17 protein-coding genes and 1 pseudogene are annotated in these 21,582 nt (G+C 68.7%); 6 read left to right on the plus strand and 12 right to left on the minus strand.

Annotated elements, in window-relative coordinates; all coding sequences use genetic code 11:
• Nucleotides 1-149: 149 nt before the first annotated feature.
• The 4 genes from U4Z31_RS08220 (at nucleotide 150) to U4Z31_RS08235 (ending at nucleotide 3,857) form a co-directional block, all read left to right on the plus strand.
• The gene (locus U4Z31_RS08220) at nucleotides 150-764 is read left to right on the plus strand and encodes a glycine zipper 2TM domain-containing protein (protein ID WP_321809936.1); all 615 of its coding nucleotides are present in this window, start codon (nucleotides 150-152) and stop codon (nucleotides 762-764) included.
• A 375-nt stretch (nucleotides 765-1,139) separates the two neighbouring features.
• Nucleotides 1,140-1,418 (plus strand): hypothetical protein, encoded by a 279-nt coding sequence (locus U4Z31_RS08225; RefSeq protein WP_321797996.1) that lies wholly within the window; start codon nucleotides 1,140-1,142, stop codon nucleotides 1,416-1,418.
• Nucleotides 1,415-1,921, plus strand: a complete 507-nt coding sequence (locus tag U4Z31_RS08230) for a GNAT family N-acetyltransferase (protein WP_257772781.1) — start codon at nucleotides 1,415-1,417, stop codon at nucleotides 1,919-1,921. The genes U4Z31_RS08225 and U4Z31_RS08230 overlap by 4 nt, the downstream gene beginning before the upstream one ends.
• A gap of 577 nt (nucleotides 1,922-2,498) precedes the next feature.
• On the plus strand, nucleotides 2,499-3,857 hold the full coding sequence (locus U4Z31_RS08235; protein ID WP_321809937.1) for an aspartate aminotransferase family protein: 1,359 nt from the start codon (nucleotides 2,499-2,501) through the stop codon (nucleotides 3,855-3,857).
• Between the two features lie 163 nt (nucleotides 3,858-4,020).
• Here the strand turns inward: U4Z31_RS08235 and U4Z31_RS08240 are convergent, their stop codons facing one another.
• From U4Z31_RS08240 to U4Z31_RS08255, 4 genes are all read right to left on the minus strand, one after another.
• Nucleotides 4,021-5,220, minus strand: a complete 1,200-nt coding sequence (locus U4Z31_RS08240; RefSeq protein WP_321809938.1) for a serine hydrolase — start codon at nucleotides 5,218-5,220, stop codon at nucleotides 4,021-4,023.
• Nucleotides 5,221-5,289: 69 nt separating this feature from the next.
• Nucleotides 5,290-6,705 carry a dihydropyrimidinase gene (gene hydA / locus U4Z31_RS08245; RefSeq protein ID WP_321809939.1) on the minus strand — a complete coding sequence of 472 codons (1,416 nt, stop codon included), beginning with the start codon at nucleotides 6,703-6,705 and terminating at the stop codon, nucleotides 5,290-5,292.
• Between the two features lie 10 nt (nucleotides 6,706-6,715).
• The gene (locus U4Z31_RS08250) at nucleotides 6,716-7,444 is read right to left on the minus strand and encodes an aspartate/glutamate racemase family protein (protein ID WP_044847364.1); all 729 of its coding nucleotides are present in this window, start codon (nucleotides 7,442-7,444) and stop codon (nucleotides 6,716-6,718) included.
• Nucleotides 7,445-7,495: 51 nt separating this feature from the next.
• The gene (locus U4Z31_RS08255) at nucleotides 7,496-8,794 is read right to left on the minus strand and encodes an MFS transporter (RefSeq protein ID WP_044847365.1); all 1,299 of its coding nucleotides are present in this window, start codon (nucleotides 8,792-8,794) and stop codon (nucleotides 7,496-7,498) included.
• Between the two features lie 172 nt (nucleotides 8,795-8,966).
• Here U4Z31_RS08255 and U4Z31_RS08260 point away from each other — a divergent pair, with 172 nt between their 5' ends.
• A complete protein-coding gene (locus U4Z31_RS08260; protein WP_321809940.1) occupies nucleotides 8,967-9,680 on the plus strand; it encodes a GntR family transcriptional regulator in 714 nt (237 codons plus the stop codon).
• 59 nt (nucleotides 9,681-9,739) lie between these two features.
• Here U4Z31_RS08260 and U4Z31_RS08265 read toward each other — a convergent pair.
• Nucleotides 9,740-10,923 (minus strand): annotated as a pseudogene (locus U4Z31_RS08265) (M20 aminoacylase family protein).
• Nucleotides 10,924-10,961: 38 nt separating this feature from the next.
• The gene (locus U4Z31_RS08270) at nucleotides 10,962-12,302 is read right to left on the minus strand and encodes a pyridoxal-phosphate dependent enzyme (protein WP_321809942.1); all 1,341 of its coding nucleotides are present in this window, start codon (nucleotides 12,300-12,302) and stop codon (nucleotides 10,962-10,964) included.
• 181 nt (nucleotides 12,303-12,483) lie between these two features.
• Here U4Z31_RS08270 and U4Z31_RS08275 point away from each other — a divergent pair, with 181 nt between their 5' ends.
• On the plus strand, nucleotides 12,484-12,960 hold the full coding sequence (locus U4Z31_RS08275; protein ID WP_044847368.1) for an Lrp/AsnC family transcriptional regulator: 477 nt from the start codon (nucleotides 12,484-12,486) through the stop codon (nucleotides 12,958-12,960).
• Between the two features lie 10 nt (nucleotides 12,961-12,970).
• On the opposite strand, the gene U4Z31_RS08280 is transcribed toward U4Z31_RS08275, so the two are convergent.
• The 6 genes from U4Z31_RS08280 to U4Z31_RS08305 form a co-directional block, all read right to left on the minus strand.
• Entirely contained in the window at nucleotides 12,971-13,588 is a 618-nt protein-coding gene (locus U4Z31_RS08280; RefSeq protein WP_321809943.1) for a 3'-5' exonuclease, read from the minus strand.
• A gap of 231 nt (nucleotides 13,589-13,819) precedes the next feature.
• Nucleotides 13,820-15,544: a tannase/feruloyl esterase family alpha/beta hydrolase gene (locus tag U4Z31_RS08285; protein WP_321809944.1), complete on the minus strand. Its 1,725-nt coding sequence runs from the start codon at nucleotides 15,542-15,544 to the stop codon at nucleotides 13,820-13,822.
• A 28-nt stretch (nucleotides 15,545-15,572) separates the two neighbouring features.
• Nucleotides 15,573-16,721 (minus strand): porin, encoded by a 1,149-nt coding sequence (locus U4Z31_RS08290; RefSeq protein ID WP_321809945.1) that lies wholly within the window; start codon nucleotides 16,719-16,721, stop codon nucleotides 15,573-15,575.
• A gap of 66 nt (nucleotides 16,722-16,787) precedes the next feature.
• Nucleotides 16,788-17,993, minus strand: coding sequence for a 3-(3-hydroxy-phenyl)propionate transporter MhpT (gene mhpT, locus U4Z31_RS08295; protein WP_044847372.1), 1,206 nt, complete (start codon nucleotides 17,991-17,993; stop codon nucleotides 16,788-16,790).
• Nucleotides 17,994-18,207: 214 nt separating this feature from the next.
• Entirely contained in the window at nucleotides 18,208-20,109 is a 1,902-nt protein-coding gene (locus tag U4Z31_RS08300) for a feruloyl-CoA synthase (protein WP_321809946.1), read from the minus strand.
• Complete coding sequence (locus U4Z31_RS08305; protein WP_044847374.1) at nucleotides 20,106-21,554, minus strand: aldehyde dehydrogenase; 1,449 nt, start codon at nucleotides 21,552-21,554, stop codon at nucleotides 20,106-20,108. The genes U4Z31_RS08300 and U4Z31_RS08305 overlap by 4 nt, the downstream gene beginning before the upstream one ends.
• Nucleotides 21,555-21,582: the final 28 nt, after the last annotated feature.

Genomic DNA, 21,582 nt, shown 5'->3' on the forward strand with positions numbered 1-21,582 from the left:
TCGCCGCACCGCGATTTGCGCGGCAACAGACTTTACACGTTGTTACCCGGCCGCACCGGACGTGCATCCGCCCTTTCCTTATACTCACGCCGAGTTCGCCACCCGTCCCGGTATTCGTCGGCGAACACGTTGCCGATGCAGGAAACATCATGATGCGCATGCCTTCCACGAAGACCGTTCTGTTCGCCACGCTCGTCGCCGTGGCGGCGCTTCCGCTGACCGCCTGTGTCGCGCCAGGCTACTACGGCGCGCAACCGGGCTATCCGCAGCAGCAGTACGCGACGCCCGGCTACGCGCAGCCCGCGTATTCGCAACCGGGTTACGTGCAGCCGCAGCAGCCGGCCTATCCGAACCAGGCGCCGCAGTACGACCAGTACGGCAACCCGCAGCCTTACGGCGGCCAGTACGGCAACGGCTACGGCACGCAATACGGCACCGTCGCGAACATCCAGCCGATCAACGGCTCGGTCGGCACGTCGGGCGTCGCCGGCACCGTCGTCGGTGCGCTGGTCGGCGGCCTGGTGGGCAACCAGTTCGGCCGCGGCCACGGCCGCGATGCGGCCACCGTGATCGGCGCGCTCGGCGGCGCCGTCGCCGGCAACCAGATCGGTCAGCAGATGGGTGCGGCCCAGCCGCCGAGCGGCTACCGGATCGACGTGCGGGTGAGCGACGGCTCGACGCGCTCGTTCGACGTGCAGTCGCCGGGCGACCTGCGCCCGGGCGATCGCGTGCAGATCAACGGGAATCAGTTGTCGCGGTATTGATGCGGGTCGCGTGCGCCTGAGTTGATCGGACGCATCACACGTATCGCGGACACCTCACGTCGCAGAGGTGGTATCGATGCGGGTCGCATGCGCCTGAGTTGATCGGGTGCATCACACGTATCGCGGACACCGCACGTCGCGGAGGCGGTGTCGATGCGGGTCGCATGCGCCTGAGTTGATCGGGTGCATCACATATATCGCGGACACTTCACGTCGCGGACGTATTTCGCGTGCTCAGCGGCGCTTCGGCGCAACGGCGGGCACGCGCTTCACTTCATCCCCCTTCCACGAGTCGGCGCGGCATGTCTGCCGCGCACGGCACTGCGTCGTCACGTTCCTCACGTCGCGCGCCACCCGCGGTCGCGGTCGCATCCAATGCAACGGCAGGTGCGTTCGCATCATCCGGCACATTTCCGCGTGCATGCGTTCGGCGCCGCGTGCGATTGCCCGCAGACTTCGCGAACACGCATCGATTCTCCACGCATCATCCCCGCCATCATTCGCGCCTCGGTACAGCGCTTCACGCCTGTCGATGCGGCGTGTCGATCGCACCAGCAAATGCGTGTGTTTCCGATTAGCATGGTCGATGCCCTGCCACGCACCGCGCCGCAGATTCCGACCTTCCGGCACACCAACGACAACACCGACCGATGATCACGATCCGCCTGCTCGATGCCGCCGACGCGGCGCAATTCCAGTCCGTCCGCCTGCGCGCGGTCGCCACGTCGCCAACTTCGTTCCTGCCGACCCGCGACGAGGAAGCCGGCGTCCCGGTCGACGAATTCGCGACGCGCATCACGCCCACCCACGAGCGCGCCGTGTTCGGCGCATTCGACGATGCATCGCTCGTCGGCATCACGGGCGTGCGCCGCGACGCGCGCGCCAAGGTCGCGCACAAGGCGACGATCTGGGGCGTGTTCGTCGACCCCGCGTACCGCGGCCGCGGCATTGCGCAATCGCTGCTCGACGGCGCGACCGCGCACGCGGCACAGGCGTGGGAATGCAGGCAACTGATGCTGTGCGTCAACGAGATCAACGGCACCGCGGAACGGCTGTATGCGTCGCAGGGGTTCGTCCGGTTCGGCACGGAACCGCGCTCGCTGTTCGTCGACGGCCGCTTCTACGATGAACACCACATGGTCAAGACGCTCGCATGATGCGTCGCGATCGCATGCATCGGCCGTCCGCACGCGATCGCTCTCCTGCCCCGTTACGTCACCGCTTGTCGCCGATCGTCGTGGTGACCGCCTGCCCGCGATCGACACGTTCGTCAGCGTCATCGCGCTCACGTTGAATGCTGGATCGGCCCCGGCGACGTGACGGTCGGCGAGCGCGCCGGTCCAGCCGATGAAGGCGCGACGCGAGCGATCGGACGGGTGAAGACGAAGGGCGGCGGCTTGCGGCCGTGGGCGCGACTCCTTCAGCGGTCCAGGTATCGACACGCCGGACGGCATATCTCTACTCATACGTCGTCACACTACATTGCGAAGTCCAGACGTGGTCGCCACCGCGTACATGACGGTCGTTTACCCCACTTTTGCTGATACCTCGCCCCGTATGTGTGCGCACACTCACTTCCTGATCGACCTACATAGATATCCGTTGTCGTATGTTTATGCGCAAAAACTCCACGTCTGACGGATACACGGTCGAGTCCGAATCGACCGCGCGCATGGAATATGACAAGCTCGCGGAGACGTCAACATTCCATTCAAACCGTCACAGGAGCCTCAATTGCAGACCCGCCACGGAGTCGACCTCATCCGCGCCCGCGCGCTGTTCGATCGCGAGCGCCGTGCATTCACCGAAGCCATGCCGATCTCCCGCGCGTTGTCCGCGGAAGCGTCCGAGCATTTGCTGTTCGGCGTGCCGCTGCACTGGATGCAGGACTGGTCGACCCCGTTCTCGCTGGTCGTGAAGGAGGCGCGCGGCGCGACCTTCACCGACGTCGACGGTCATCGTTACGCGGACTTCTGTCTCGGCGACACGGGCGCGATGTTCGGCCATGCGCCCGAGCCGGTCGCACGCGCGCTCGCCGAACAGGCGACGCGCGGCTACACGACGATGCTGCCGAGCGAGGACGCCGCCTGGGTGTCGCGCGAACTCGCGCGCCGCTTCAGGCTGCCGGTCTGGCAGTTCGCGCTGAGCGCGAGCGACGCGAATCGCTTCGTGCTGCGCTGGGCGCGCGCGGCCACCGGCCGCAACTCGATCGTCGTGTTCAACGGCTGCTATCACGGCACGGTCGACGACGTGTTCGTCGATCTCGTCGACGGCCGCCCGGTGCAGCGCGACAGCCTGCTCGGGCAGTCCTACGACCTGCTCGCGAACACACGCGTGGTCGAGTTCAACGATCTGGCCGCGCTCGAGGCGGCGCTGAAGGATGGCGACGTCGCGTGCGTGCTCGCCGAGCCGGCGATGACGAACATCGGGATGGTGCTGCCCGAGCCGGGCTTCTGGGAGGCGGCGCGCGAACTCACGCGTCGCTACGGCACGCTGCTCGTGATCGACGAAACCCACACGATCAGCAGCGGCCCGGGCGGCTACGCGGCCGCGCACGGTCTCGAGCCGGACGCGCTGGTGGTCGGCAAGCCGATCGCGGGCGGCGTGCCGTGCGCGGTGTACGGGTTCAGCGCCGACTTCGCGGAACGCGCGAAACAGGCGAAGCTGAACGCACCGCCCGGCCATTCCGGGATCGGCACGACGCTCACCGCGAACATGCTCGCGATGCATGCGATGCGCGCGACGCTCGCCGACGTCGCGACCGATGCCGCGTATGCGAATATGTTCGCGCTCGCCGCGCGGCTCGCGGCCGGGCTCGACCAGGCGATCGCAAAACACGAGCTGCCGTGGTGCGTGACGCGCATCGGCGCACGCACCGAATTCCAGTTCACGCCCGTGCCGCCACGCAACGGCACGATCGCGGGCGAGCAGCTCGACAGCGAGCTCGAGCACATCGTGCATCTGTATCTGCTGAACCGCGGCGTGCTGATCACGCCGTTCCACAACATGATGCTCGTATGTCCGCAGACGACGGCCGACGATGTCGACACGCTCGTCGCGCAGTTCGACGCGTGCCTGGGTGAACTGGTGTGATGTGAGACACGCGGTGCGTCCGGCTCGCCTGCATCGGGCCGACCGGACGCATGCCCGACGCTACTTCAGCAGATCCGTCGAATCGACCTGCGCGCCGGGCACGCCCACGGAGCGCGCACTCACTTCCAGCTCCACACGCAGCGCCGCACACGTATCGACGCGCCTACTTCGGCAGATCGGTCGGATCGACCTGCGTGCCGGGCACGCCCGCGGTGCGCGCACTCACTTCGAGTTCGTCGCGCAGCGCCGCAAGCGTATCGCCGGTGCCGCCGCCCTGCCCCGACACCGCACCGCCATCGAGCGACGGCAGGATGTAACCGTTCACCATCCGCCGGAACAGCTTCACGTTCTCCGCGTCGCGCAGGCCGCCGTCCACAGGCAGCACGCCCGTCATCACGATCACCGTATTGCGCTTCGGCAGCACCGTGATGAATTGCCCCTTGAAGCCCATCGCGTCGAATTCCGGCTCGCTGTCGACGATGTTATTGATCCACCAGTAGTAGCCGAAGTGCGGCGACACGCGCGGCGCCGTCATCTGCGCGATCCACGCCTGCGGCACCACCTGCCGCCCCTGCCAGCGCCCGCCGTCGAGCACGAGCATGCCGATCTTCGCCATGTCGACGGCACGCAGCCGCAGCCCCCAGCCGGCCGACACGAGCCCCGTGCGGTCCGCGCGCTCCCATGCGGCGCGCTTCATGTCGAGCGGGCCGAACAGGTGCGTGCGCGCATAGCGCTCGACGGGTTCGCCGGCCGCCGCGCTCAACATCGCCGACGCGAGAATCGGGTTCACGTCGGTGTACTCGAATGCGGTGCCCGGCGCGACCTTCGGCGCGGCCGACGCGGCGAGCTTCAGCCGGTCCGGCGCCGTGTAGTAGATCGGATCGTTCTTCGGGCTGAAGTCGTAATGCAGCCCGCTCGCCATCGACAGCACGTGCTTCAGCGCGATGCCGCGCTTGTCCGCGAACGCGCCGCCGAGTTCGGGGCGCCACGCGGCGAGCCGCGCGGCCACCGGCTCGTCGACATGCACGGCGCCCTGATCAACCAGGATGCCCGCGACCAGCGACGTCACGGCCTTCGTCACCGAGTACAGCTCGTACGTCGAGTCGCGCGACGCGTTCGCGCCGTAGCGCTCGAAGATCAGCTTGCCGTCCTTCACGACGACGAGGCTGCGCACGTCCATCCGGTCGCGGCGCAGCCATTCGGACAGCCGCACGAGCGGCGCCGAATCGACGCCGGCCGCTTCGGGCACGACGCTCGGCGGGTCCTGCGGCGCGCCGCCTGCAGCCAGCGCCGGGCCGCCGCCGCATGATCCGGCGACGATTGCCGCGGCCGCGAGGCCGCGCATTGCGAGGGAAACGCTCATCGTAGCTCCTGTTGAAACGGCGCCCGCCGCGTCGCGCGGGCGCTCATATCGCAATCGCATCGCGCGACGTCAATCAAGACACGGCTTGCCGGCCGGCAGGAACTGCCCGCGCCCCGGCTCCGCGGCGAGCAGCCGGCCGTCCTCGACGAGCAGCTCGCCGCGCGACAGGCAATGACGCGGCCAGTCCGTCACCTCGATCCCTTCATAAGGCGTGTAGTCGACCGCATGATGCAGCGACGCATTCGCGATCCGCACGCGCTTGTCCGGATCCCACACGACGATATCCGCATCGGCGCCGACCGCGATCGTCCCCTTGCGCGGATACAGCCCGTACAGCTTCGCGGGCCGCAGCGACGTCAGCTCGACGAACTGATGCAGCGACAGCTTCCCCTTGCGCACGCCATCGAACAACAACGGCAGCCGCGTCTCGAGACCGGGAATCCCGTTCGGGATATGGTCGAACGAGACGGCCTGCCCGCCCGGATGCTTGCCGCACGGATCGTCGTAGTTGAACGGTGCGTGATCGGACGAGAATACCGAGAACACGCCCTGCTTCAGCGCCTTCCACACCGCCTGCTGGTTGGCCGGATCGCGCGGCGGCGGGCTGCATACGCATTTCGCGCCCTCGTAGCCGTCGTGACCGTGATGACCGAGATCGGCGGCCGTCAGATACAGGTACTGCGGGCAGGTTTCGGCCAGGATCGGCAGGCCGCGCGATTGTCCCCAGCGGATCTGCTCGATCGCCTCGGCGCCCGACACGTGCACGATCAGGATCGGCACGTCCACGAGTTCCGCGAACGCGATCGCGCGATGCGTCGCCTCGCGCTCGACCACGGCCGGCCGCGCGTGCGCATGAAAATGCGGCGCGACGTGGCCGTCGCCGAGCAGCCGCTCGGTCAGCCAGCCGATGCAGTCCGAATTCTCCGCATGCACCATCACGAGCGCGCCGTGCTCGCGCGCGACCGACAGCACGTCGAGCATCTGCCGATCGTTCAGCTTCAGGTCGTCGTAGGTCATGTACACCTTGAACGACGTGTAGCCGTTCGCGATCAGCCGCGGCAGCTCCTCGGCCAGCACGTGCGGCGTCGGATCGGCGACGATCAGGTGAAAACCATAGTCGATCAGCGCGCGCCCTTCCGCGCGCCGGTGATAGTCGTCGACGGCCGCCTGCAGCGACTGCCCCTTCGCCTGCGCGGCGAACGGCACGACGGTGGTCGTGCCGCCGCACAGCGCGGAGCGCGTGCCGGACAGGAAATCGTCGGCCATCTTCAGCCCGTCGGGCATCGGCTGGTCGAGGTGGCAGTGCGCATCGACGCCGCCCGGCAGCACGAGCATCCCGCTCGCGTCGAGCTCGCGCGGCGCGCGCGGCAGCCCGTCGCCGAGCATGGCCACGCGCCCCGCGCGAATGCCGATGTCGCACGAGAACCGGTCCGCCGCCGTCACGATGTCCGCGTGACGGATCACGAAATCGAGATCGTTCGACATGGCGCGCGCCTCAGATCACGTCGCTGAAGAGACGCCCCCAGCCCTTCACCTGCCGCGTGTCGTAGTCGGCGAGCTGCAGCGACTTCCACACGACGGTCGAGATCGTGTCGTAGATCGGAATGCCCGTCTCTTCCTCGAGCGCCGGCACCAGGTGCGCGGCGTTCAGGTTCGTGCAGAAGATCGAGATCGCGCGCGGGCCGGCCTTCGCCACTTCGCGCACCATCCCGCCGATCTGGTCGCCCGTCACTTCGGAGAACGAGAAATTGACCTTCAGGTTCAGGTGGCGCTCGGCGATGCAGTTCAGCCCCGAGCGGCGATAGTTGTCGACGATCTTCGTCTGCACGTCGTCGAGATACGGCGTGACGAGGCCGAACTCGTGCGCGTTCGTCTTCTTCAGGATCTCGTTGAGCGCGAGCACCGACGTCGTGGCCGGAATGCCGGTCGCCGCGGTGATGCGCTGGCACAGCCGCTCGTCGGCCTCGAAGCCGAGCCAGCCGGACGACGTGCCGTTCCACGCGATCACGTCAACCTTCGCGTCGGCGAGCAGCATCGCGGCCTGGATGATCTTGTCGTCGTCGAACTGGCCGAGCGCCTGGCCCGTCAGCGAGATTTCGGTGACGGGAAAGCGCGCGAAGTGCGCGGACACGCCCGGCAGGCCGGCGACCATCGCGCTCGTCAGCGGTTCGAGCGACGTGTTGGACGAAGGGGTGAGCATGCCGAGCAGGGTACGTTTCTTCATGGTGGTTTTCTCTCTACCAGTAAATGCAGTCGATGCAGTGAAAGGGGTCGGTCAGACGGGGAGCTTGTTTTCGTAGTCGATCGCGCTGGAGCACACGAGCAGGCCGACGCCGGCCGCCGCGAACACCATCAGCGCAAGGAAGTAGGAACCGGTGAACTGCACGATCGCGCCGACGAGGATCGGCACGGTGATGCCGCCGATGTTGCCGCCGAGGTTCATGAGGCCGCCGAGGAAGCCGATCTTGTTGCGTGTGCCGAGCGACGACGGGATGCACCAGTACAGCCCGCACCAGCGCAGGAAGAACAGCGTCGTCGACAGCAGCGCGACGCACACGACCGGGCTCTTCACGTAGGCGACGGAAAAGATCGACACGGTCGCGATCACCGCGGCGATGCCGAACAGCGTGCGCATCACGACGTTCGGACGCCCGCCCGCGGCCTTCCACTTGTCGGCGATCCAGCCGCCGAGCAGCTCGCCGACGAAGCCGCAGAAAAAGATGATGAAGGTCGACCCGCCCATCTGCTTGATGTCGAAGCCGTGCACCTTGTGCAGGTAGTTCGGCATCCACGTGAGCAGCCCGTAGAACACGCTGTTGAAGCACATCCAGCCGAAGAACATGCACCACACCGAGCGGTACTTGAAGAAGTCGCGCGAGCGCCCCGATGCACCGGCCGGCTCGGCCGCGAGGTCGCTCGCGTGCGACGCCTCGATGTAGTCGGCCTCGAGATCGTTGACGCCCGGATGCTCGCGCGGCGTGTTGCGGATGTAGTACCACGCGAGGAAACCGGCCAGCACGGTGCCGACGCCGGCCACCGCGAACGCGAGCCGCCACGAGCCGAGCAGCGCGATCAGGCCGGCGATCAGCACCGCGCCCAGGGCCGCGCCGAGCGGCGCGCCGCCGTCGAGCAGCGTGGCGCCGCGGCCGCGCTCGGTCTGCGTCATCCAGATCGCGTTGAGCTTGCCGCCGGCCGGATAGATCGGCGCTTCGGATGCGCCGAGGCCGAGGCGCGTGAGCAGCAGCGACGGCGCGTTCGTGCACAGCGCGGCGATCGCCTGGAAGAAGCCCCAGAACACGGTCGCCGTCGCAATCACGATACGCGGCTTGAACCGGTCGGCCAGCATCCCGCCCGGGATCTGCATCACCGCATAGGTCCAGAAAAATGAACTGAGGATCAGGCCCTCCATTGCCGGCCCGATCTTGAACTCCTGCGAGATGTAAGGCATGGCGACGGACAGCGACGCGCGATCGACGTAGTTGATCGCGATGAGGCTCAGCATGACGACGAATATCTTCCAGCGGACGGCGGACTTGCCGACCGTCAGGGCAGCGACACCGGAGGTTGAAGACATGAACGGACTCCAGGGGTGAACGAGGATGGTCAGGACGTCGCGCAACGTTGAGCCGAGTATAGGATTAGAAATTTATAATTACCGTTAGCGTAAACGCTTGGTTTCATTGAATTTGTTTTATCACTATCGTGGTGCAGGGCAAGCCCCGATATCGTGATAAGCTTGCGCCATCATGAGCCAGACACCCCGCAACCCCCTGCTTCTGCGCACGCGCGGCATGGCCGCTGAGATCGCCGCGCGCCTGCGCGTGATGATCGACGAGGGCGAACTGCCGCCCGGCGCGCGGATCGACGAAAAGGAACTGAGCCTCGCGTTCGACGTGTCGAAGACGCCGCTGCGCGAAGCGCTGAAGGTGCTCGTCGCGGAAGGCGCCGTCACGCATCGCCAGTACATCGGCTATCGCGTCGCGTCGATCGACATCGACGATCTCGTGTCGACGTTCGAGCTGCTGCACGGCCTCGAGGCGATGGCGGGCGAATTGCTGCGCAAGCGGATCGGCACGTCGACGCTCGCCGCGCTGCAGGCGAAGCACCGGCGGATGGTCGAGTGTCACGAGGCCGGCAAGCGGGTCGAGTATTTCCGGCTGAACCAGCAGATTCATCAGATGATCATCGACGCGGCCGGCAACCCGGTGCTGTCGGGCATCTATGCGTCGCTGATGTCGAAGGTGCACCGCGCGCGCGGCGCCGCGAACGCGGACACGCTGCGCTGGGCCGAATCGCTGCACGAGCACGAAGCGATCATGGCCGCGCTCGCCGATCCCGACCACGCGCGGCTGCCGCAGGTGCTGCGCAGCCATTCGGAGAACACCGCGCGCGAAGTGCTGGCGATCCTCGATCGCACCGGCACGGCCGACGTGTCGGCCAGGCGGGCGGCCGAAGCGTAACGGCCTGCCGACGAACCGAACACGTAGCGGGGGCCTGCGAACAGACCGTCGACGGCCTGCTACGCCGCCTTCAACGCCCGTCGCGCCACCTCCGCGAAATACCGCGCGCCGACCGGCAAAATCTCGTCGTTGAAATCGTACGCCGCGTTGTGCAGCGGCACCCCGCCGCGCGCGGCCGCTTCGCCGTTGCCGATGAACACGAAGTTGCCGGGCACCGCCTGCAGGAACGCACCGAAGTCTTCCGAGATCATCATCGGCTGCACGTCGGCGTTCACCGCGTCGGCGCCCGCGACGTGCGCCGCGGCCTCGACAGCCGTGTCGACCCATTCCGGGGAATTCACCGTCGGCGCGAACTCGTGCGTGTATTCGAACGTGCAGGTCGCACCGTGCGTGCGGCAGATCCCTTCGCTGATCTCGCGCATCCGCGTTTCGAGCAGCGTTTGCACGTCGCGCGCATAGCTGCGCGTGTCGCCCTTGATCGTCACCGTCGACGGCAGCACGTTGCGCAGCCCGTCGGTGATGAACTCGGTGCACGAGATCACCGCCTGCAGGCCCGGATCGAGATTGCGCGACACGATCGTCTGCAGCGCGAGCACGATCTGCGAGCCGATCACGATCGGATCGATGCCCATGTGCGGGCGCGCCGCATGCGTGCCGCGCCCATCGATCCGGATCACGAAGTTGTCCTCGCTCGCCATGATGCCGCCCGCGCGCGTCGCGAACGTGCCGGCGCGCATGCCCGGCATGTTGTGCGCGCCGAAGATCGCATCGACCGGGAAACGCTCGAACAGCCCGTCGGCCATCATCGCCTTCGCGCCGCGGCCATGTTCCTCGGCCGGCTGGAAAATGAAGCGCACCGTGCCGTCGAAGTCCTTGCGCTCGGCCAGCAGTTGCGCGGCGCCGAGCACCATCGACATGTGGCCGTCGTGCCCGCACGCGTGCATCTTGCCCGGCGTGCGCGACGCATGTTCGCGGCCCGGCGCGTGCTCGGCGATGTTCAGCGCGTCCATGTCCGCGCGGATGCCGATCGCGCGCGTGCCGGTGCCGACCGTCAGGTTCGCGACCAGCCCCGTGCCGCCGATCCCGCGCTGCACGTCGAGCCCGAGCGTCGTCAGGATCCGCGCGACGTAGTCCGACGTGTTCACTTCCTCGAAGCCCGTCTCCGGGTGCTGGTGCAGATGCCGGCGCCAGGTTTTCAGCCGCCCTGCAGCGTGCTTTCCGCCATTGCGTCCAGTGCGTCCATCGTGCTTGCCTCGTCGGTCGTCGGGTCGTTCGGGTCGCTCAGGCTTCCGCGGCCGCGCGGGTTCGCGTCAGCCAGTCGCGCTGGCGCGCCAGCACCGCGTCGGCCGTCTCGCCGACACACCGCCGGTAGACGGTCGGCGCGGTCGCGCCTTCCGTGTTGATCGCCAGCACGCGCGCGTTCGCATCGAGCCCCGCCTGCCGCGCCAGCGCCGGATCGCGCATCAGCACGGTCAGCCCCGCGATGCCCGCCGCGCCCGATTCGCCGGACACGAACGGCACGTCGCGTTCGCTGCCGGCGGCCAGCGCGCGCATCGCCTGCATGGCGTCGTCGTCGTCGATCAGCATGAAGTGATCGATGCTCGGCTCGAGAAAGTCCCATGCGAGCGGCGACGCCTCGCCGCACGCGAGCCCCGCCATCACCGAGTCGACGCTGCCAGTCGCCTTCGTCGCGCGCCCGGCGAGCGCGCTCTGGTACAGGCAATCGGCCTGGTGCGGCTCGACGACGATGAAATGCGGCCGCCGTGCGCCGGCATGCTCCCACAGATAGCTCGCGACACCGGCCGCAAGGCCGCCGACGCCGCCCTGCAGGAACACGTGCGTGAACGGCCGATGATCGCCGCTGCCGCCGCCGTCGCCGTCGCCGTCGCCGTCGCCGTCGCCGTCGCCATCGCCATCGCCATCGCCATCGCCATCGCCATCGCCATCGCCGAGGTTGCCCTCTCCCGCCGCCTGCGCGAGCGCCTCGGCCGCGATCACGCCGTAGCCCTGCATCACGTCGCGCGGAATCGCCTCGTAGCCGTCGTACGACGTATCCGACACCACGTGCCAGCCGTTCGCGTCCGCGAGCTGCGCGGCGTGCACGACCGATTCGTCGTAGTTGCCGGCGATCCGCACGATCCGTGCGCCGTGCGCGGCGATCGCATGCTCGCGCTCCGCGTCGACGTGCGCATGCAGCACGATCACGCAGCGGCAGCCGATCGCGCGCGCGGCGGCGGCCAGCGCGCGGCCGTGATTGCCGTCGGTTGCGCTGATCACCGTCAGGTCGGCCAGCGACGCCGCGTAGCGGCCCGTGACGAGCCCCTGCGGATCGAGCGCCTCGTTGCGCCGCAACCGCTTCACGAGCCGCATCAGCGCGATCGGCGCGCCGAGCGCCTTGAAGCTGCCGAGCGGCGAACGGCACGCTTCGTCCTTCACGCTGACACTCGCGACGCCGAGCCGCGCGGCCAGGTCGGGCAGCGCACGCAACGGCGTACGCGCCGTGCCGACGAGCGGCCAGTGCGCGAGCCACGCGCCGCTCTCGTCGGCCGCGGCGATGTTCATGATGCGGCGCAGCGTGTCGGGATAGTCGGTGCGCGACGCGCGGGGATTGGCGATCAGCATGGCGGGAAGGGCTCCGGAAATGGGCCGCGCGGGCGGCCCGGCGGTGGATGCGGTGCGGGCGCATACGGGTTGCGCGCGCCGTCGGTCCGAAAAATAATATTGCGCGTCCCGGTCAAAAAAATCGCCAAATCGGCGCTCCGGACGCAAAAATTTCTCATTCTTTCGAGGCTGCCGCACCATCATGCCCACCCCACTCGATGCGTTCGATCGCAAGCTGCTGATGGAAGTCCAGCGCGACGCGCACACGCCGCAGACCGAACTCGGCGCCCGCGTGAACCTGTCGACCGCCGCCGTGAACCGCCGCCTGCGGCGGCTCGCGGAAGACGGCGTGATCGAGCGCTACACGGCGGTCGTCGCGCCGGAGAAGGTCGATCATCCGCTGACGATCGTCGTGAACGTCGAGGTCGAGCGCGAGCAGATCGACCAGCTCGACGCGATGAAGCGGACCTTCGAGCGCTGCCCGCAGATCCAGCAGTGCTACTACGTGACGGGGGAATGGGATTTCGTGCTGATCCTCGCCGTGCGCAACATGGATCAGTACAACGCGCTCACGCGCGAGCTGTTCTTCGCGAACAACAACGTGAAGCGCTTCAAGACGCTCGTGAGCATGAGCCGCGTGAAGGTCGGGCTCGAGGTGCCGGTGGATCCCGGCGAGTGACGCTCGAACGTCAGCGCCTGTCGGCAGCCAATGAACCGAAAAACGTCGCGACCTTCGCCTTGCTCGTCGTCTGCAATCGCGACATCAGCCCGTGATCGACCTGCCGCAACCCGTAAGTCTCGCCGATGTCGCGCTGCATCCGGCACCACAGATGGCTCGCGATCTCCGCGTCGACCATCGCGCGGTGGGCACGGCCCGTCTGCGGCAAGCGCAGCATGTCGGCCAGGCTCGACAGCCGGTGACTTTGCGCGTGCGGGTAGAGGCGCCGCGCGACGAGCATCGTGCATGCGAACGCATGCTCGGCCGCCATCCCGAGCATCCCGAGTTCGGCCTGCCAGAACCGCTTGTCGAAGCCGGCGTTGTGCGCGACGACGGGATGGCTGCCGACGAATGCCGCGGCTTCCTTCATGACCTTCGACACCGGCGGTGCCGACGCGATCATGTCGTTCGTGATCCCCGTGAGCGCGACGACGTCGGACGGAATGCGGCGTCCCGCGTTCATGAGGCTCTGGTAGCGGTCGACGATCTGGCCGTCGCGCAGCAGGATCACGGCGATCTCGGTTGCCCTGTCGCCCATGTTCGGAGAAAGCCCGGTTGTTTCGAAGTCGAGTACCGCTACGGTTTGCATGGTCGAATCAGAGGAAAGATACCTGGCGGCGCACGTCGGCCGGGACGTGTCTCGCCGACGCGAAAGCGCCACAGTGTATCCCCGGATGCCACGTCGGGCCCCAAACTCGATCATCGTGCGCGGCGCACCGCCGTTTCCATCCGGACGGACCGGCACGCTCGCGCCATCCGCCGCCGAACAGCGGCGAATGTACCGAAGCTTCCGCGCGTCGGTACATCCCCCTTCCCTACATCATCGACAACTGAAGCTCGCCGCCGAATTCACGTCGCCCGAGCCGTTGTAGCGCGCGACCTGCGGATACGGGCACAACGGCCGCGTGCGTCCCGCGCCCCACGACGTCGGCACGTCCGCGTTCGGCACCGCGTTCGTCGTGTCGCGCGCCGTGGCGACGATCGCCGCGGGCGCCTGCCCCTGCTCGACCCACGCGACGAGCGGCGTCAGCATGTCGAACTGGTCGGCCGCCGGCCCGCCCGAGCAGTGGTTCATGCCCGGCACCGGATAGAAGCGCGCGAAGCCCGACGCGTCGCCGCCGTTCGCCTGCGCGAGCCGCCCGTACCAGTCGCTCGTGTCGTTGAACGAGAACACCGGGTCGCCGGTGCCGTGATAGACGAGCAGCTTCGCGCCGCGCGATTTCAGCGCGGACAGGTTGGTCTCGTCGGGCGGCGTCATGAACGACCACGACGATTGCGTGTACACGCCGTTCGTCGCGAAGATCGCCGGCGCGTCGTTGTCCATGTCGAAGCCGAGCGCGAAGCCGGCGAGGTTCGCGAGCGTCGCGGCGGTTTTCGGCGGCGTCATGAACGTGAACGCCATCGCGGCCGGGTCGAGCATGACCGAATTCGACTGTTTCCATGCGGCCCAGCCGGGGCCCGAGATGCCCGGATCGTACGGAAAACTCGCATAGAGCGCCGTGCCCGCGCTGTTGCGCGCGCCCGCGAACACGTTCTCGAGCGCGCTCTTCTGCGCGGTCGTGAGGCACGCGCCGGTGCGCGTGGCGTTCGCGCAGGTCGGGATGTCCGTCTCGACGCTGAAATGCGCCTGGCACGCGGCGACGTCCTGCACCATCCCGTCGGCCACGCCATCGAGCGCATCGCACTTGTCGAGAATCTTCGCGCCGACGAACCGGCGCTCCGCATCGGTGAAGCCGCTGCGGATGTCGGGCAGCCCGTTCGTCCCGGTCGCCGACGCGATCTTCGCGAACTGCTGCGCGCCGTACATCTCGCCGATCGCCGCCTTCGGCAGATGGAAGCCCGGATCGCCCGCGATGATCCCGTCGTAGTCGCCCGCGTTGCGCACGGCCGTGACCATCGCGTGCCGGCCGCCGTTCGAGCAGCCGCCGAAATAGCTGCGGTCGGGCGTCTTCCCGTATGCGAGCCGGATCACCTGCTTCGCCATCGGCGTGAGCGCGTCGACCGCGCCGTAGCCGTAATCGATGCGCGCCTGCGGATCGAGGCCGAACAGCGGGTTCTGCGCGGCGCTGTGCCCGGAATCCGAGCTGATCACCGCGAAGCCCATGTTCAGCGCATCGGTCAGCGGCCCGCCGCCGCCGACCTCGCCGGTCGCGGTCACGACGTTGCCGTCGAGCCCGCCGTTCGCCTGGTAGAAGAAGCGACCGTTCCACGCTTTCGGCAAGCGCATCTCGAAGCCGATCGCGTAAGTCTTGCCGTCCACCGCGCTCACGCGCTCGTTCATCTTCCCTTCGATCACGCAGTGCTCGGCGATCGGCTTGCCGGCCACCGTCAGCGTGCCGGCGGCCGCGGTCGTCACCGACGTGAACGATGTGTTCGCATACGCGAGCTTCGCGGCGAGCGCGTCGCACGTCTGCGCCATCGCGGCCGGCGTCGCGGCGCTCAGGTGCGTCGGCGTGGCGCTGACCGAATCGTCGCCGCCGCAGCCGGCGAGCATGGCCGCCGCGGACAGCGGCGCAATACAGAGGAATGCAGATTTCCTGTTCAAGATAGCTCCCGTTCGTCTGGCTGCCGGATCAGAACATGTGCCGCACGCCGACCATCGCGCCGAGCTGCCCCATCCCCGCGCCGGGCGTCGTGCCGGGCCCGCCGCCGCTGACCGCGTAGCGAGCATGCGCGCTGTTCCACAGATACGACGATTGCGCGTAGACGGCCGTGCGCTTGCTCAGCAGATAGGTCGCGCGCAGCGTGGCCATCGTCGCGCGCGTGTCGTGCGCGCTGTTGACGATCCGGTAGCCTTCGCCGTCGACGACGAAATCGGGTTTCACCGCATACGACGCGCCAACGAAGAACAGGTCCGAATGCGCGCCCGGCGCGGCCGGCGAACCGGTCGACACGCGCCGCCCGATCCAGCCCGCGCCGATCCGCGCGCCCGCCGCCTGCGCATACGCGCTCACGTGCGTGCGCGCGTCCTTGCCGCCGCTGCTCGTGAAAGGAACGGGCGCCACGCCATCGAAGAAGTTCGCGGCCGCGCCGGTGCCGCCGCGCTGCTCCTCGTACGACGCCGCCGCGCCGAAATACGCGCTGTCGTACTTGAGCATCACCGACCAGTTGCGGCACTGGACGGCATCGCCCGGCACCTGTCCCGCGCAGGTGCCCTGCCCCGGCGAGTTGCCGGTGCCCGCGCCGTCGCGGCCGAACGAATACGCGGCGCCGAGCGTCACGCCGCGATAGGTGCCGACGTAGGTCACCGCGTTGTCGGCGCGGCCGTTCGGCACGTACGCGTCGAACGAGCCGAGCCCGTAGATGTCGGGGCCGATGATGTCCGCGCCCTGCAGCGCGAGATAGGTCATCGTGTACTGACGGCCGAACGCGAGCGTGCCGAAGCCGCTCTTCAGCCCGACGAACGCCTGCCGCCCGAACAGCCGGCCGCCCTGGCCGAGATCGCCGCCGCGCACGTTGAAGCCGCTTTCGAGCGTGAACACCGCCTGGTAGCCGCCGCCGAGATCCTCGGTGCCGCGCAGGCCCCAGCGCGACGGCAGCTCGCCCGTCACGCCCGGCATGCGCACGACGTGGTCGCCAGCCGCGTTCGCGTGCGACACGAACTCGACGCCCGTATCGATGATCCCGTACAGCGTCACGCTCGACTGCGCGTGCGCGCCCGGCGCGGCAAGCGCGCAGCACGCGCCGGCGGCCAGCAGGCCGTTCCTTGTCTTCGTCTTCATGTCGTTGCGTCTCCAGACCGTGTTGAATCGCGCGCTCTGACGGCGCGCATCGAAAAAAACGAAAGCTCAGTCGCCGGCTTGCGGGCGGCGAATCAGCACGAATGCGGCGAAGGCCGCGACGAGCGTGACGGGGATGCTGGCGCCGATCACGACGGGCGCGCTGCGGCCGGCGGCCAGCAGCGTCGCGGCCGCGAGCGGCCCGACGACGGAACCGAGCCGGCCGACGGCCACCGCCGCGCCGACGCCCGTGCCGCGCATCGCGGTCGGGTAATAGATCGCCGCGAGCGCATACAGCACCGACTGCCCGCCGACCACGAACATCCCGGCCGCGAACGCGGCTGCCGCGAGCGACGCGAAGCCCGGCGCGGCCGCGAGCGCGGCGAGCGACAGCACGATCCCGACGTACATGCCGCCAACCACGCGCGACGCGCGCATCCGGTCGAGCGCCGCGCCGATGCCGAGCGCGCCGAGCCCCGCGCCGACGTTGAACGCGATCTGCACGAGGCCGACGTGCGCGCGATCGAGCCCGCGCGAGGCCATCAGCGACGGCAGCCAGTTCAGCAGGAAGTAGAGGACGATCAGCGTGCAGAAGTAGCTGATCCACAGCGCGACCGTCGACGTCGTGCGGCCGTCGCCGAACAGCGTGCGCGCGACGCTCGTGCGCGCGGCCGGCGTGCCGGCGACGTCGAGATACGCGCGCGATTCCGGCAGGAACCACACCAGCAGCGGCACGAGCAGCAGCGGCCCCACGCCGCCGACGTAGAAGATGTGCCGCCATTCGGTGTCGCCGGCGAGCAGCACGCCGATCAGCGACGCGATCACGCCGCCGAACGGGATGCCGCAGTACATCGTCGCCACCGCGCTGCTGCGCGAGCGCGGCTCGACCGCTTCGGACGACAGCGCGATCAGGTTCGGCATCGCGCCGCCGAGGCCGATGCCGGTCAGCACGCGCACGACGACGAGCATCGCGAAGGTCGAGACCTGCGCGGTGGCGATCGACAGCAGCCCGAACAGCACGGCCGACGCGATCAGCACGCGCTTGCGGCCGATCCGGTCGGCGAGCCGCCCGCCGAGCATCGCGCCCGGCAGCAGCCCGAAGGTGCCCGCGCTGAACGCGATGCCCATCTGCGACACGCTCAACCCGAATTCGCGCGCCATGCGCGGCGCGGCGACGCCGACCGACTGCAGGTCGAGCCCTTCGAGAAGGGCGATCGCGAAACACAGCGCGAGCGTGGTCGCGACCGTGGGTTTTTCGGCAACGTAAGTGTTCATCGTGTCTGTCTCCAATCCCATGTCTTGTAGTCGTCGGCCCTGCAACGGCCGCCGCGCGCCGCCGCCGGCCAGTGGCGGAGCGGCGCGCGCGGTGTCGTCCGAACGGCCTCCCTTATCAGGCAGCCTGATTCGCTGGCCGCAAGAATGCCTGCCGGTATCGTGGCCGGCCGGTCGTCGTGCCTGCTTGCTTCGGTTTGCTTCGGTCTGCTTCTGCTTACGCGTAAATCACGTCGGGATCGCGTCGCGCCGGGTCGTACAGCGCGTCGATCGTCGCCGCGCGATGCTTCTGCACGGCCGCCTGGTTCAGCGAACCCTTGTCGGTCACTTCGCCGAGATCGAGCGAAGGCGGCGTATCGATCAGCCGGATGCGCGCGACGAACGTCGAGCCGCCGCTCGCATGCCGGTTCAGCACGGCAAGCCATGCCGCGAACGCCGCGCGCACGACCGGCGCGCGCAGCACGTCGGTCACGGACGCATCGGCCGCGAGCCCCGCCAGCGCGCGGCACGCTTCGACGCGCGGAAACACCAGCAGGCCGATGTCGTCGCGATCGATGCCGGTGACGACCACGTCCTGCACGTACGGCGCGCCGCTCGACACCGCGTTCGCGCGCAACGGCCCGACGCTGACGAAGGTGCCGCTGCTCAGCTTGAAATCCTCGGTGAGCCGGCCGTCGAACAGCAGCCCGAGTTCCGGCCGCTGCGGATCGGCGAAAACCCCCGCATCGCCGCTGCGGTAATAGCCTTCGTCGTCGAACACGTCGCGCGGATCGACGTCCGCGTGCCAGTAGCCGCGCATCACGTTCGGCCCCTTGAAACGCAGCTCGAGCTTGTCGCCGCACGGCACGAGCTTCGCGTCGCAGCCGGGCGCGGGCAGGCCGATATAGCCGGCGCGCATCAGCGGCCCCGTCGTGAACAGGCACGACGGCGACGCCTCCGTCATCCCGAGGCCGGCCATGATCCGGATGCGCTCGCCGCAATGCGCTTCGGTCACGCGGTCGAGCCGGTCCCACGCGGCCTGCGACAGCCCCGCGCCGCCGAAGAAGTACAGCTTCACGCGCGAGAAGAACGTGTCGCGCAACGCCGAATCGCGTTCGAGCGCGGCGGTCAGTTCTTCCCAGCCTTTCGGCACGTTGAAGTAGATGGTCGGCGCGATCTCGCGCAGGTTGCGCACGGTTTCGTCGAAGCGGCCCGGCACCGGGCGGCCGTCGTCGATGTACAGCGAACCGCCGTTGTACAGCGCGATGCCGAGGTTGTGACTGCCGCCGAACGTGTGATTCCACGGCAGCCAGTCGACCAGCACCGGCGGCTCGCGCGTCAGCTCGGGCATCGTCTGGCGCAGCATCTGCTGGTTGCTGCACAGCATCCGGTGCGTGGTCGGCACGGCCTTCGGCTGCTTCGTCGAACCCGACGTAAACAGGATCTTCGCGAGATGGTCGGGGCCGAGCGCCGCATGGATCGCGTCGATCGTGCGCGGGACGGTCGCGAGCAGGCGCGACAGCGGCACCGCTCGCCCTTCGGCGTCGACGTCCGCATCCTGCGCGACGATCAGCGCCGCATCGGCCGGCAACGTCGCGTCGAGCGCACGCGCGAACGGCGCGCGTTCCGCGACGAACACCGCGCCCGGCCGCAGCACGCCGAGCGTGTGACGCAGCTTGCCGTAGTCGGTCGACACCAGCGAATACGCGGGCGAGATCGGCGAGTACGGCACGCCGGCCAGCATCGCCGCGAACATCAGCTGCAGATGCTCGAGATCGTTGCCGGACAGCACCGCGAGCGGACGCTCGACCGACAGCCCGAGATCGACGAGGCCCTGTCCAATCGCGCGGGCGCGTTCGAGCATCTGCGCGTAGGTGAGCGCGATCCAGCGGCCGTCGGCACCGCGGCGTGCCGCCAGTACGCGGTCGGGGTGCGCTTGCGCGCCGCGCACGAGGCAGTCGGTCACGCGCGTCGGGTAGTCGCCGAGCGGTTCGCGCGAGCGCAGGTACCACGCGCCGTTGTCCGCGCGGCGAATCTCGGCCGCGCCGACCGCGACGGCCGCCGCGCGATAACGCACGCCGCCCGTTTCATTTACCTGCCCGCTGGCGGGCGTCGCAACATTCATCGTCGGCTCGCTCATAACGGGTAGTGACGCGGCGTGGTCTGCACGGTGATCCAGCGCAGCTCGGTGAATTCGGCGATCGACGCGCGGCTGCCGAAGCGACCGTAGCCGCTCGCCTTCGTGCCGCCGAACGGCATCTGCGCCTCGTCGTGCACGGTCGGCCCGTTGATGTGGCAGATCCCCGATTCGATCCGGCGCGCGACCGTCATCGCCCGCGCGATGTCGCGGCTGAACACGCTCGCCGACAGCCCGAACTCGCTGTCGTTCGCGAGCGCGACCGCTTCGTCGTCGCTGTCCGCGCGCAGGATCGCGACGACCGGCGCGAACGATTCCTCGCGGTAGAGCCGCATGTCGTGCGTCACGCCGTCGACGATCGCAGGCTGCATCGTCGCGCCTTCGACGCGGCAGCCGAGCGGCAGCTGCGCGCCATGCGAACGCGCGTCCTCTACGAGCGACGCCGCGCGCGCGGCGGCCGCCGCGTCGACCATCGTGCCGAGCGGATGGCCTGCGAGCGGATCGCCCGCGACGAGCGTGCGCGCCTTCGCGGCGAGCCGTTCGACGAGCGCATCGGCGATCGGTCGCGCGGCGATCACGCGCTCGGTCGACATGCAGATCTGCCCCTGGTTGAAGAATGCGCCGAATGCGATCGCGTCGACGGCCGCATCGAGATCGGCATCGTCGAGCACGAGCACCGGCGCCTTGCCGCCGAGTTCGAGCAGCACGGGTTTCAGGTGCGCGGCCGCATGGCGCGCGATGATGCGCCCGACGTGCGTGGACCCGGTGAAGTTGATTCGCTTCACGTGCGGATGCGCGATCATCCGCTCGACGAGTTCGGGTGCATCAGCGGCCGCGTGCGTGATCACGTTGACCACGCCCGCGCCGAGCCCCGCTTCGTCCAGCACCGCGCCGATCAGCGCGTGCACGCCCGGGCACGCCTCGGACGCCTTCAGCACGACGGTGTTGCCGCACGCGAGCGGCATCGCCAGCGCGCGCGTGCCGAGGATCACCGGCGCGTTCCACGGCGCGATGCCGAGCACGACGCCGCACGGCACGCGCATCGCGAGCGCCAGATTGCCGGGCACGTCGGACGGGATCACGTCGCCGTCGATCTGCGTCGTCATCGACGCGGCCTCGCGCAGCATGTTCGCCGCGAGCGTCACGTTGAAGCCGAGCCAGCCGGGCGTCGCGCCGGTTTCGGCGACGCCGGTCGCGATGATCTCGTCGATGCGCGCGTCCATCAGGTCGGCCGCCTTCAGCAGCCGGCGGCGCCGTTCGGTCGGCGCGAGCGCCGCCCACGCGGGGAATGCGCGGTGCGCGGCGTCGATCGCCGCGTCGGCATCGACCGGGCCGGCCGCCGGCGCGCGCGACGCAAGCGCGCCCGTCGCGGGGTTGAATCGGTCGAAGGTTCGGCCGTCGCGGGCGGTGCACCACTCGCCCGCGATCAGCATCCGTCTGTCGGTCATGTCGTCTCCTGCCTTGCCTGTCTCTTGC

It is taken from the genome of Burkholderia sp. BCC1985 (assembly GCF_905339915.1).
Classification (GTDB): Bacteria; Pseudomonadota; Gammaproteobacteria; order Burkholderiales; family Burkholderiaceae; genus Burkholderia.